At 65.7% G+C, this 12,022-nt stretch carries 8 protein-coding genes and 1 pseudogene; 3 read left to right on the top strand and 6 right to left on the bottom strand.

The genetic code is table 11. The annotated features are described in order from the left end of the window. Positions 1-230: 230 nt before the first annotated feature. From htpG to tfpB, 3 genes are all read left to right on the top strand, one after another. Positions 231-2,147, top strand: coding sequence for a molecular chaperone HtpG (gene htpG, locus ACLIIZ_RS20725; RefSeq protein WP_416695543.1), 1,917 nt, complete (start codon positions 231-233; stop codon positions 2,145-2,147). A gap of 29 nt (positions 2,148-2,176) precedes the next feature. Beyond that, on the top strand, positions 2,177-2,404 hold the full coding sequence (locus tag ACLIIZ_RS20730; RefSeq protein WP_416695545.1) for a DUF3820 family protein: 228 nt from the start codon (positions 2,177-2,179) through the stop codon (positions 2,402-2,404). A 68-nt stretch (positions 2,405-2,472) separates the two neighbouring features. Beyond that, positions 2,473-4,266: a type IV pilus assembly ATPase TfpB gene (tfpB, locus tag ACLIIZ_RS20735; RefSeq protein WP_416695547.1), complete on the top strand. Its 1,794-nt coding sequence runs from the start codon at positions 2,473-2,475 to the stop codon at positions 4,264-4,266. Positions 4,267-4,322: 56 nt separating this feature from the next. Here the strand turns inward: tfpB and ACLIIZ_RS20740 are convergent, their stop codons facing one another. The 6 genes and pseudogenes from ACLIIZ_RS20740 to ACLIIZ_RS20765 form a co-directional block, all read right to left on the bottom strand. Beyond that, positions 4,323-5,501, bottom strand: coding sequence for a VWA domain-containing protein (locus ACLIIZ_RS20740; RefSeq protein WP_416695549.1), 1,179 nt, complete (start codon positions 5,499-5,501; stop codon positions 4,323-4,325). Further along, a complete protein-coding gene (locus ACLIIZ_RS20745) occupies positions 5,498-7,798 on the bottom strand; it encodes a DUF5682 family protein (RefSeq protein ID WP_416695551.1) in 2,301 nt (766 codons plus the stop codon). The genes ACLIIZ_RS20740 and ACLIIZ_RS20745 overlap by 4 nt, the downstream gene beginning before the upstream one ends. Before the next feature lie 5 nt (positions 7,799-7,803). After that, positions 7,804-8,883, bottom strand: a complete 1,080-nt coding sequence (locus ACLIIZ_RS20750; RefSeq protein ID WP_416695553.1) for an ATP-binding protein — start codon at positions 8,881-8,883, stop codon at positions 7,804-7,806. Positions 8,884-8,894: 11 nt separating this feature from the next. Further along, on the bottom strand, positions 8,895-10,442 hold the full coding sequence (locus ACLIIZ_RS20755) for a DUF5691 domain-containing protein (protein WP_416695555.1): 1,548 nt from the start codon (positions 10,440-10,442) through the stop codon (positions 8,895-8,897). Beyond that, positions 10,439-11,767, bottom strand: a complete 1,329-nt coding sequence (locus ACLIIZ_RS20760; protein WP_416695557.1) for an SWIM zinc finger family protein — start codon at positions 11,765-11,767, stop codon at positions 10,439-10,441. Before ACLIIZ_RS20760 ends, ACLIIZ_RS20755 begins: the two co-directional genes overlap by 4 nt. Before the next feature lie 142 nt (positions 11,768-11,909). Continuing rightward, positions 11,910-12,022 (bottom strand): annotated as a pseudogene (locus ACLIIZ_RS20765) (IS5/IS1182 family transposase); the annotation flags it as partial.

The raw sequence follows: 12,022 nt of genomic DNA on the forward strand, positions 1-12,022 counted from the left end.
GAACAGGACCGTGAAACAGAATCGCGCCGATGATAGTGAGCACCTCGCTCGCGAAAGTAGGTCACCGCCAGGCTCCCATTCCAAAAGACCCCCCCTAGTTCTCTAGGCGGGGCCTTTTGCCGTTTACCCGCCGGGTAAATCAAAGAAAATTTGCCTTGGATGGCTTGAAATACGCTGGCTCATCCCCAACTCCTGAGTACTTTTTGATACCTCGATTGGGAGTTTGACGCATGTCCGAATCAGCAACCGCCAGCCGCGAAACCCTCGGCTTCCAGACGGAAGTCAAGCAACTGCTGCACCTGATGATCCATTCCTTGTACAGCAACAAGGAAATCTTCCTGCGTGAACTGATCTCCAACGCTTCCGACGCCTGCGACAAGTTGCGCTTCGAGGCGCTGAACAATGCTGCGCTCTATGGCGACGACAGCGAACTGAAGATCCGCATCGCCTTCGACAAGGCGGCGCGCACGATCACCATTTCCGACAACGGCATCGGTCTGAGCCGTGAGGAAGCGATCGCCCATCTCGGCACCATCGCCAAGTCGGGCACCAAGGAATTCTTCTCCGCGCTGACCGGCGATCAGGCGAAGGATGCGCATCTGATCGGCCAGTTCGGCGTCGGTTTCTATTCTTCCTTCATCGTTGCCGACAAGGTGACGGTGGTTTCCCGGCGCGCCGGTCTGGATGCCGCTCAGGCGGTTCGCTGGGAATCCGCTGGCGAGGGCGACTACACCGTCGAGATGGTAGAGAAGGCCAGCCGCGGTACCGACGTCATCCTGCACTTGCGCGACGGCGAGGATGATTTCCTGAGTAGCTGGAAGCTGAAGTCGATCATCCGCAAGTACTCCGATCACATCACTTTGCCGATCCTGATGAAGAAGGAAGAGTGGAAGGACGGCGAGCAGGTGATGACCGACGAAGACGAGACGGTCAACCAGGCCAACGCCCTCTGGGCGCGCAGCAAATCCGAGATCAGCGACGAGCAGTACGCCGAGTTCTACAAGCACGTCGCACACGATTTCGAGGAGCCGCTGTGCTGGACCCACGCCAAGGTCGAGGGCAAGCAGGAGTACACGCAGCTGCTCTACATCCCGGCGCGCGCGCCGTTCGATCTCTGGGACCGCAACGCCCGCCACGGCATCAAGCTCTATGTCCGGCGCGTCTTCATCATGGACGACGCCGAGAAGCTGATGCCGCTCTACCTGCGTTTCGTGCGCGGTGTCGTCGATTCCGCCGACCTGCCGCTCAACGTTTCGCGCGAAATCCTGCAGGAATCGAAGGATATCGACAACATCCGCTCCGGCTGCACGCGCAAGGTGCTTTCCCTGCTCGAAGGCATGGCGAGCAGCGATGACGCGGCGGAAAAGGAGAAGTACGCCAAGTTCTGGGAAGCCTTTGGCGCCGTCCTCAAGGAAGGCGTCGGCGAGGACTTCGCGAACAAGGACAAGATCGCCGGCCTGTTGCGTTTCGCCTCGACCCATGGCGACGGCGACAAGCAGGTGGTCTCGCTGGCCGACTACATCGGCCGCATGAAGGAAGGCCAGGAGAAGATCTACTACGTCACCGCCGACAGTTTCAACGCGGCGAAGAACAGCCCGCATCTGGAAATCTTCCGCAAGAAGGGCATCGAAGTCCTGCTCCTGTCCGATCGCGTCGACGAATGGGTGGTCGGTCACCTCACCGAGTTCGAGGGTAAGTCCCTGCAATCGGTGGCGAAGGGCGGGCTCGATCTGGGGCAGCTGGAAGACGAAGCCGAGAAGAAGGAAGCCGAAAAGGCGGCCGACGAGTTCAAGGAACTGCTCGACAAGGTCAAGGGCGCGCTCGGCGAGCGCGTCAAGGAAGTGCGCATCACCCATCGCCTGACCGACTCGCCGTCCTGCCTGGTCGCCGACGAGCACGATCCTTCCGGCAACCTCGCCCGCATGCTGAAGGCGGCCGGTCAGCCGATTCCCGCCGCGAAGCCGATCCTGGAAATCAACCCGCAGCACCCGGCGGTCCTCCGGCTGAAGTACGAGGAAAGCCGTTTCGACGATTGGGCGGCCCTGCTCTTCGAACAGGCCACCCTCGCCGAAGGCGGCCAGCTCGACGATCCGGCCGGTTTCGTCAAACGCATCAACGACCTGATGCTGGTGCTTTCCGCCAAGTGAGCAAACGGGGCTGCGGCCCCGTTTCTTTCATGCAGGCCAAAGATCTCGAACTGCTGGTGCAGTGGACGATGCCCTACGGGAAGTACAAGGGGCGTCTACTTGCCGACCTGCCCGGGCATTACCTCGCCTGGTTCGCCCGCGAAGGTTTCCCCGAGGGGGAACTCGGGCGCCTGCTCGCCCTGATGCATGAGCTTGATCACAATGGGCTCAGCGGCTTGCTCGCACCGCTGCGCCAGAAGGGCGTAAAAGGGTTTTAAAAGCAGAACCGGGGCATGTTTTTGGGCTATAGTCGCAAGCTGTTTTCCTGGCTCGGGCAGGCCCAAGAATGGATTCGACGCAAGAAAGCGCAGTACATGAGCATCGTCTTTCCCTGGCGGAGGTGCTCGAAATGGCCATCGCCGATGGCTTGGTCGAGAGCGAGGCGGCAGAGGCGCTGAAGATCGAGCGCAAGCTGCACGGCAACAAGGTCCATCCGCTGATCGTCATCGCCGACCAGAAGTGGCGCACCCCGTCGGCACCAGCCAAACTCCTGACGCTCGACGTGCTGACCGAATGGCTGGCAGCGCGTTGCGGTCTCGACTACTTCCACATCGATCCGCTGAAGATCGACTTCACCGGCATCGGCGAAGTGATGTCCAGCGCCTACGCCGGGCGTTTCGGCATCCTGCCGGTGCAGGTGACGACGCGCGAGGTGGTGGTGGCCACCGCTGAGCCCTTCCTGCGCGAATGGGAGGGCGAACTGCGCCAGATCCTGCGCAAGGACATCCGCCGGGTGATGGCCAATCCCGAGGACATTGGCCGTTATCTGATCGAATTCTTCAACCTTGCCCGCTCGGTCAAGAAGGCTTCCGCCAAGGGCGAAGTGACCAGCGGGCTGTCGAGCTTCGAGCAACTGGTTGAACTCGGCAAGGGCAACCGCCAGTACGATGCCAACGACCAGCATATCGTCCATATCGTCGACTGGCTGTGGCAGTACGCATTCGACCAGCGGGCCTCCGACATCCACATCGAACCGCGGCGTGATCTCGGCATCGTCCGTTTCCGTATCGACGGCGTGCTGCATCAGGTGTACCAGATACCGATGACGGTGATGAACGCGATGACCAGCCGCATCAAGCTGCTCGGGCGTATGGACGTGATCGAGAAACGGCGGCCGCAGGACGGGCGGATCAAGACCCGGACGCCGGGCGGTCAGGAAGTGGAATTGCGCCTGTCGACCCTGCCGACGGCGTTCGGCGAAAAACTGGTGATGCGCATCTTCGATCCGGAAGTGCTGGTCCGCGATTTCCGCTCGCTCGGTTTTTCGCAGGACGACCAGGCACGCTGGCAGCAGATGACGGCGCTGCCCAATGGCATCGTCCTGGTCACCGGGCCGACCGGTTCTGGCAAGACGACGACGCTCTATACGACTTTGAAGCACCTGGCGACGCCGGAAGTGAACGTGTGCACGATCGAAGACCCGATCGAAATGGTCGAGCCGGCGTTCAACCAGATGCAGGTGCATCCGGCGATCGGGCTCGATTTCGCCGACGGCGTGCGCGCCCTGATGCGGCAGGACCCGGACATCATCATGATCGGCGAAATCCGCGATCTGGCGACCGCCGAAATGGCGATCCAGGCGGCGTTGACCGGCCACCTGGTGCTGTCCACGCTGCACACCAACGATGCGCCGGCGGCGATCACGCGCCTGCTCGATCTCGGTGTGCCGGCCTACCTGATCAATTCGACGCTGCTCGGTGTCATGGCGCAGCGTCTGGTGCGCACCCTCTGTCCGCACTGCAAGAAGAGCCTGCCGATCAGCGAGGAAGAACGCGCCGCCTGGCGCTCGCTGGTGCAGCCCTGGAAGGCCGCCGAGCCGACCCATCTGTTCCACGCCGTCGGTTGCCTGGAATGCCGGATGACCGGCTACAGCGGGCGGGTCGGTGTCTACGAAATCCTGCTCAACTCGCCGGAAGTCCGGCGCCTGATCCGGCCCAATCTGGAAATTCCCAAGTTGCGCGACCAATCCTTCCGCGAAGGCATGCGCCCCCTGCGCATTTCCGGCGCCCTGAAGGTCGCCCAGGGGCTGACCACGATGGAAGAACTGATCAAGCAGGTACCGCCCGCCGAAGATCTCTGAGTCTTGCCGGACCGGGCGACCCGCAAAGAGACGCCCGCGCGTCGGGCGGCGTCATTTCAGCCTTCCGCCCGGGCGGTGACGATGCCTTGCTGGGCGGCCCATAGTCCGACATCCTCGCGGCGGATGGCGGCGGCCATCAGGCCGGGGAACTGGTCAGGTGAGCAGGCGAAGGAGGGGACGCCGAGGGCGGCCAGCTTGGCGGCCAGGCGATGGTCGTAGGCCGGGGCGCCTTCGTCGCTCAGCGCCAGCAGGGTGATCACCTGGACGCCGGACTGGACCAGTTCGCTGGCGCGCTGCAACAGGTTCTGTTCGACGCCGCCTTCGTAGAGGTCGGAAATCAGCACCATGATCGTGTTGCGCGGGTCGCGGACCAGCGACTGGCAATAGCCGACTGCCCGGTTGATGTCGGTGCCGCCGCCGAGTTGCACGCCGAACAGGAGTTCGACCGGGTCGCTCAGTTGTTCGGTGAGGTCGACGACGGCGGTGTCGAAGACCACCATGTGCGTTCTGACCGCCGGCAGCGAGGCCATCACCGCGCCGAAAATGCTCGAATAGACGACCGAGGCGGCCATCGAGCCGCTCTGGTCGATGCACAGGATCACCTCGCGCTGCGTGCGCCGGCTCTTGCGACCGTAGCCGATCAGGGTTTCAGGGATGATGCTGCGATGGCTTTCCTGCCAGTGCCGGAGGTTGGCGCGGATGGTACGGTTCCAGTCGATTTCGGCATGCCGTGGGCGGCGGTTGCGGATCGCCCGGTTGAGGGCGCCGGTGACCGCGCTGCGCAGCGGTTCCTCCAGCTTCTTCATCAACGCGTCGACCACCTTGCTGACCACGGCGCGCGCGGTATCGCGGGTTTTCGCCGGGATCACGCCGCGCAGCGAGATCAGGGTGGCGACCAGGTGCACATCGGGCTGCACGGCTTCGAGCATTTCCGGCTGGAAGAGCATGCTCTTGAGGTCGAGGCGCTCGAAGGCGTCCTTCTGCATGACCTGGACCACGGAGGCCGGGAAGTAGCGGCGGATGTCGCCCAGCCAGCGGGCGACGCGCGGCGACGAGGCGCCGCTGCCGCCGCGCAGGCCGCCCGGTTCATCGGCGTCGTAGAGCGCGCTCAGCGCTTCGTCAATGCGCAGGTCGTCGCCGGCCAGCAAACCGCTGCCGGCGGTTTCGGCCGCTGCGCCGAGGACCAGGCGCCAGCGCCGCTGGCGGGCCGCATCGGGGTGGGTGTTGTCGTTCATGATTCGATTCCCAGCAGCAGGCGCAGCAGTGGCAAGGGTTTTTCGGCGCGCGTCGCATCCCAGTCGGCCAGGATGGTCTTGGGGGCGGCGCCCTGGCGGCCGGCGCGTTCGCCGAGCTGGCGACGTTCCGGCATGCTGAAGGCGGCGAAGGCGCGGCGCAGCAGCGGCAGTTCGCGGGTGAAGCTGTCGTCGCTCAGGCCGGCCAGCCAGTCATCGACCATGGACCACAACTGCGGGTCGTGCAGCAGCACCATGCCGCTCCGGTTGAGGAAGCCGTCGAGCCAGGCGGCGGCCGGTCCCGGCTCGTTGCCGACCGACAGCGCCTGGCTCATGGCCTGCGCCGTCTGTTCCGGGCTGGCGAGCTGTTCGTCGAAACGCAGGCGGCTGGCCAGGCCGCAGATCAGCCCGTGGCAACTGCCGAGCTGGGTCAGGCGGTGCAGGGCCTGCTGCCATTCCTCGAGCAGGTTCTGGCGGCCGAGCAGGCGCAGTGCCTGGTGCGTCGCGACGAGATGTTCGCGCATCGTTTCGGCGGCCGCGTCGTCGAGCGCCGCGCAGGCGCCGGGCAGGCCGATGGCGGCGCGCGGCACGAGGCGGTCGAGCAGGTGTTCGACCATGCCGGCGTCGGTCTGGCGGACGTTGCCGTAGCGCGCGACATTGACCAGCGGCGGCACGGCGGCCATCAGTTGCTGCACGTCGCTGGCGATCGCGGCGAGGTTTTCCAGGGCCTGGGAAACCGGGGCGATGGCTTCTTCGAGGTCGGCGAGCAGGACCTGGTTCACCAGTTCGGAAAGCTCGGGCAGGCTGTCGGCCGCCTGCGCCCGGTCGATCGCCCGGTTGCCGGCGGCCTGGCGCACGCTGTTGCCCCAGCGGCTGGCGTCGATCAGCGCGATGACCAGTTCCGGGGCCCATTGCAGGGTCCAGATTTCGTGGAAGCTGCCTTTGGCGCTGCGCCCGGTCCGGCTCAGGCTGCCCCAGCCGATGTCGAGCAGGTTGAGGCGGTGCAGCAGGTGGCTGCGCGCCAGGTCGTTGGCCTGGCGCAGGTCGAGATCGAGCGTTTTCTGCGTCGCTTCCGCTTTCAGGCGCAGGCTTTTCTGCTGTTGCGCCAGGTCGCGTTGCAGGGGGACGGCCGGTGCCGTTTCCGGCGTGCGGCCGAGGCGGTCGCCGACGATCATCTGCCGGCGGATCAACTGCATCGGCGCGTCGTCGCCCATGCAGACGACGGTGCGCAAGGCTTCGTCGAGTTCGTCGAGGCCGGGTTGCGGGCGCTCGCGCAGGGCGGCCAGGGCTTCGGCCAGGCGGACGGCTTCGATGATGTGGGCCGACGAACAATCGAGACCGTCGTCGCGGAACAGCCGGGCGGCCCGCGCCAGCCAGCCGATGGCGCGGTCGCCGGCGCTCTGCCAGAGGTGTTCGTACCAGCCGGGCGAGGCGACGCCGGCCCCGTAGCCGCTGGAAAAGCTGAGGTTGTGGTAGGACCAGGGCACCCAGGTGGCGGCGACCTTGATCTTGGCCAGCCCCTTGAGCAGCTCGTTGTCGACCTTGGCCGGCGGCATCTCGGCCAGGGCCGGCACGTGCCAGGCGCCGCAGACCACGGCGATACGCTGGAAACCTTCCTTCTGGGCCTGGCGCAGGCATTTGCGCATGTGCGCCTCGCGCAGGGCTTCGCGTTGTTCGGCGAGGGCGGTGCGAACGCGTGCTGGCGCTTCGTTGCGCACGCTGCTCATCGCCTCGCGGATGGCGGCGAACAGTTCGAGGCTGTCGCCGCGTTCCTCGACCATGTGGTTCCACCAGGCTTCGCCATCGCCGTAACCGGCAGCGCGGCCCAGCCAGTCGAGCGGATCGCCGCTCGGCCCGGCATCCTCGGCGTCATCTTCGGGTGCGATTTCAGCGTCGCCGTCCGGCGCGGGCGTTTCCGTCTTCGCCGCCGGTGTTTCACCGCCGGTCTTCGCCTCGTCCGGACGGCTCAACGCAAACTGGTGGGCGGCCGGCAGGTCGATGAAGCGGGCCGGAATCTGGCGTTCCAGCGCGAAACGCAGGGCATTCCATTCCGGCGAGAAAGCGGCGAAGGGGTAGAAGGCCGCCTCGCGGGCATCGTCGGGGTTGTAGACGAGCAGGGCGACCGGCGGCACCAGGCCTTCGTCGAGCAGCAAGGCCAGCATCTCCTCGCCGTCGGGCGGGCCTTCGACGAGCAGGCAATCGGGTTGCAGTTCTTCGAGGGCGCGCAGCAGGCTGCGGGCGCAGCCCGGCCCGTGGTGGCGGATGCCGAACAGGTGGAAGGGGGAAGAGGCTTCGGCCATGGGGCTCAGTTCTGTTCCCGGCAGGCGCGGTAGAGATCCTTCCAGTCGCTGCGTTCCTTCATCACCGTTTCCTGGTATTCGCGCCAGACCACCGCATCCTGCACCGGGTCCTTGACGATGGCGCCGACCAGGCTGGCGGCGATGTCGCCGGCACGCAGCACGCCGTCGCCAAAATGGCCGGCCAGGGCCATGCCGCTGTTGATTACCGAAATCGCTTCGGCGGTGCTCAGGGTGGCGCTGGAAGTCTTGAGCTTGGTCTTGCCGTCTTCGGTCTGGCCGTTGCGCAGTTCGCGGAAAATCTGCACCACCCGGCGCACTTCCTTGAGGGCCGGCGGTTCGCCCGGCAGTTGCAGGGCCCGGCCGAGTTCGGCGACGCGCTTGCTGACGATGCTGACTTCCTCGTCCTCGCTCGCCGGCACCGGCAGGATGACGGTATTGAAGCGCCGTTTCAGGGCGCTCGACAGTTCGTTGATGCCTTTGTCGCGGTTGTTGGCCGTGGCGATCACGTTGAAGCCGCGCACCGCCTGGGTTTCGCTGCCGAGTTCGGGCACCGGCAGCGATTTTTCCGAGAGGATGGTGATCAGGGTGTCCTGGACGTCGGCCGGAATCCGCGTCAGTTCCTCGACGCGGGCGGTCTTGCCCTGTTCCATGGCGCGCATCAGCGGACTGGGGACGAGTGCCGCCTTGGACGGTCCCTTGGCCAGCAGTTCGGCGTAGTTCCAGCCGTAACGCAGTTGTTCCTCGCTGGTACCGGCGGTGCCCTGGATCAGCAGGGTCGAATCGCCGCTCACCGCTGCCGCCAGGTGTTCCGACACCCAGGACTTGGCGGTGCCCGGCACGCCGAAGAGGAGCAGCGCGCGGTCGGTGGCCAGCGTGGCGATGGCGGTTTCCATCAGGCGCCGGTTGCCGATGTACTTGGCGCTGACCTGGAAACCATTGGCCAGCGTGCCGCCCATCAGGTATTCGGCCACCGCCCAGGGCGAAAGCACCCAGTTTTCCGGGCGTTCGCGGTTATCCGCCTTCTTCAGTTCTTCAAGTTCTTCGGCGAATTGTTGTTCGGCGTGCTGGCGCAGGGTTTGGCTCATGATGGTTTCCGCTATCTGAGAATTTGGTGAAGGATTTTGCGTTGTTCGACGATGGTCAGGATTCTCGCCAGGGTCTTGCTGAAATGTTCGGCGGCCGGGCCGGCCGGCCAGTTTTCGCAGGCGGCGGCGAAGCAGCTTGGCGGAATCAGGCAGGCGAACTCGGGCAGGGCCTGGCAGACTTCGTAGATGCCGCTGGTGATGTAGGTGGGTTGGTTCAGCAACTGGCGGACTTCGGCCAGAACACGCTGGCTGAAATCGGCCGAAGGGGGCTCCTGGCCGCGCGAAAAATCTTCGACCAGGCGCGCCAGGACCCAGCCGCGCGTATGACCCGGCGACTTCTCTTTCAGCAAGCTGAGCCAGTATTGTTCGCGCTCGCGGGCGGGCAGGAAGGCAAGCAGTGCGAAGACGTCGATCTCGATTCCCCACGACCCGCCGTGAGTCAAGAACTCGCCGGCCCAGGCGGCTGCCGGCTGGCGCAGCAAGGCCTCGTGCCAAGCGCGCAGGATGGCCTCGCTCCAGTCCGTCGCGCGCACCCACTTGATCAGTTCGGCCGGGCTCAGGCCGGTCTGTTTCTCCCACCAGCCCAGCGGCAGGCCGCGCGCGATCTGGTACAGCCACCAGGCGCGCTCGCCCAGGCTTTCGCTCTTCGGCCGGCTTTCTTCCAGCGCGTCGTTCTTCCAGTCAGCAGCAAAAGCGGCCGGCGCTTCCAGGGTGCGCACGGTGCGAAAGAGCTTGCGCTCCGCGCCAAGGCAGGCTGCCATCCGCTGTGCCATGCGTTGGCTGTAACGACTGTCGGGCAAGGCGGCGAGCAGGCTGGCGGCGCGTTGGCGGACTTCCTTGCTGCGGTCGACCAGCAAATTTTCGAGAAAATCCTCATCCGACGGTCCCAGTCCGTACCCCATCGTTTCCAGCAGGCTGGCCCGCTCGCGCGCTTCGAGTTGCGCGAAACCCTCCTGCAGCAGGCAACGCGCCCGATCGGGATCGCTTTGCCGCAAGCGGGCGAGTAGCTGCTTGCGCTGTTCCTGGCTGCCTTCTTCCCACAGGCTCGGGTCGGCGGCTGCTTCGGCGCTGCCGGCGGCGTAGGACCAGTCCGGGTTGAGGGCGGCCAGCCAGCGGCCGCGCTCGCCGAGGACAGCGAGGAGGGAAGCGCGCAGATCGCGGTTTTTCTGGCCCAGCGTCAGCGACGGCACGAGCAGTTCCGGCGCCAGGCAAGATTCCCGGCTTGCCAGACGGGTAAAGGCTTCGCGGCGCAAGGCGTCGGGGCCGTCGGCGAGAATCTGTTGCAGGGTCGCCACCAGTTGCCGGTCGTCGGCCACTGCCGTTTGTTCCGGCGGGCATGCCGGAAGCGGCGGCGTTGCGGCGGCGGCCGGGGCGTAGCCGGCCGCCGCGCAGACGGCCAGGCTGCCCGCCTGGCGCAGCAGGCCGATTTCCCTGTCGTCGCCCGGCTGGGCGAGGGCCTGGAGAAAAGCGCCGAGTTCGCCCGGCGTTTCCGGCAGGGTCGGCGGGCGGCGTTCGCTGCCGAGCAGGAGTTGGGTGGACAGTTCGTGCAGCAACTTCATGCTTCTTCCATCCCCTTCTGCCAGATCGGCTTGCCCTGCCAGGCGGCGAGCGGATGCAGGACGTCGCCGTGCCATTCGCCGAATACGGTGAGCGGGTTACCGCCGCTGTGCGCCAGTAGCGTCCAGCCGTCCTCGTCGCGCACTTGCAGGCGGAGTTGCCGGTTTTCCGGGCAGCGCAGCGACCAGCCGGCGGCGTCGGGCTGAGGAATGCCGCCGTCGATCAAAATCGGTTGCGGCGATTGCCACGGGTTGGCGGCGACGGCTTCGGCCAGCCCGGACAGCGCACCGTCGAGGGCGACGCTTGGCGGATTGGCGGCGGGCAGCAATTGGGTATCGCCGGTGCTCAGCGCGCGCAGCGGCCGGTTGCCGGGGAAGAAAGCCAGTTCGCCGTGCAGGCGGCTGGCGGTCAGGTAGTTCTGCTCGAAGCGCCGGCCGCCGTGCGCGAAATCGAGCAGCAGGGCGAAGCGTTGCGACTGCTGGCCGAGCAGCCAGACGCGGCGCGACCACAGATTACCTTCCTCGTCGATGGACTGGCCGAGCACCAGCCAGTCGTCGCGCAGGCGTTCGCCGCCGGCTAGCACTTCGTCGCGGTCCAGATTGATGCCGAGGGCGCCGCGCACATCCTGGCGGATCGCGGCGGGCAGGTTGTCGAGGCGGCGGAAGGCATCGATCAGCAGGCGCAGTTGCCCGAGTCCGCCCAGCACCTGCGCCGGCCAGGCTTCGTCCCGGCCGACCCGGCCGGCGATCTGGCGCAGGCGAAAGGCGAGGCCGGGCAGTTGGGCGTCGATCATGCGCCGCGCGAGGTCTTCCCAGATTGCCGTTTGCCCCGGCAATTGCGCCAGGCCCTGGCGCAGCCGGTCGTTGAGCCAGCGCTCCAGTTCTTCCAGCCCGCCGGCCATGCGCTGGCGGCGGTTGTCCTCGCGTCGGGCGGCCGCTTGCGGGTCGGGCGCCGCGTCGCGCTTCTCGGCGATCCTGGCTTCCTGTTTCTCGGCGCGTTGCTGGCGCCCGGCCAGCCATTCGGCAACCCAGGCTGGCGCCGTGGCGGCCGAGAACAGGGAGGCATCCTGCGCCATCAGCAGCAACAGCGCCAAGCCGTGTTTACAGGGAAACTTGCGACTGGGACAGGAACAGCGGAAAGCCGGCCCGGACTTGTCCACCTGCACCTGGTAAGGCTTGCTGCCGCTGCCCTGGCATTCACCCCAGATGGCCTGTTCGTCGTATTCCAGACGCGGCCATTTGGCCGGAACCACCAGCCCCTTGGCCGCCTTGCTCGAAGACTCGTCAGGCGAAAGTTGCAGGATTTCGCCGGCGCTTAGCTGCATCATCGAATTCTCGTTGGTCAGGAGTGGCGAGGATTTTAGGTGTTTGGCATGGGCAGCGGCAAGCGTCATCGACTGGGAGAGGGCGGGTCGGTCGGTTGACGCGGAAAACAGGCTGAAATCTTTGTGCGAAATCGCTAGGGCGTGTTCACATTAGCCAGATGTAAGCGCAGGCAAGTTGCAAGAATGCGTTGAAGCGCGTAGCCAGTTTTTCATAGCGAGTTGCCAGTCGGCGGAATTGCTTGAGGCGGCAGAAAAAAC

It is taken from the genome of Azonexus caeni, assembly GCF_048146105.1.
Classification (GTDB): domain Bacteria; phylum Pseudomonadota; class Gammaproteobacteria; order Burkholderiales; family Rhodocyclaceae; genus Azonexus; species Azonexus aromaticus_B.

Bases quoted from the DNA above. Each gene is read 5' to 3' on its own strand.
- htpG (WP_416695543.1), top strand. From the start codon at position 231: ATGTCCGAATCAGCAACCGCCAGCCGCGAAACCCTCGGCTTCCAGACG.
- tfpB (WP_416695547.1), top strand. From the start codon at position 2,473: ATGGATTCGACGCAAGAAAGCGCAGTACATGAGCATCGTCTTTCCCTG.
- ACLIIZ_RS20730 (WP_416695545.1), top strand. From the start codon at position 2,177: ATGCAGGCCAAAGATCTCGAACTGCTGGTGCAGTGGACGATGCCCTAC.
- ACLIIZ_RS20760 (WP_416695557.1), bottom strand. From the start codon at position 11,767: ATGATGCAGCTAAGCGCCGGCGAAATCCTGCAACTTTCGCCTGACGAG.
- ACLIIZ_RS20755 (WP_416695555.1), bottom strand. From the start codon at position 10,442: ATGAAGTTGCTGCACGAACTGTCCACCCAACTCCTGCTCGGCAGCGAA.
- ACLIIZ_RS20740 (WP_416695549.1), bottom strand. From the start codon at position 5,501: ATGAACGACAACACCCACCCCGATGCGGCCCGCCAGCGGCGCTGGCGC.
- ACLIIZ_RS20750 (WP_416695553.1), bottom strand. From the start codon at position 8,883: ATGAGCCAAACCCTGCGCCAGCACGCCGAACAACAATTCGCCGAAGAA.
- ACLIIZ_RS20745 (WP_416695551.1), bottom strand. From the start codon at position 7,798: ATGGCCGAAGCCTCTTCCCCCTTCCACCTGTTCGGCATCCGCCACCAC.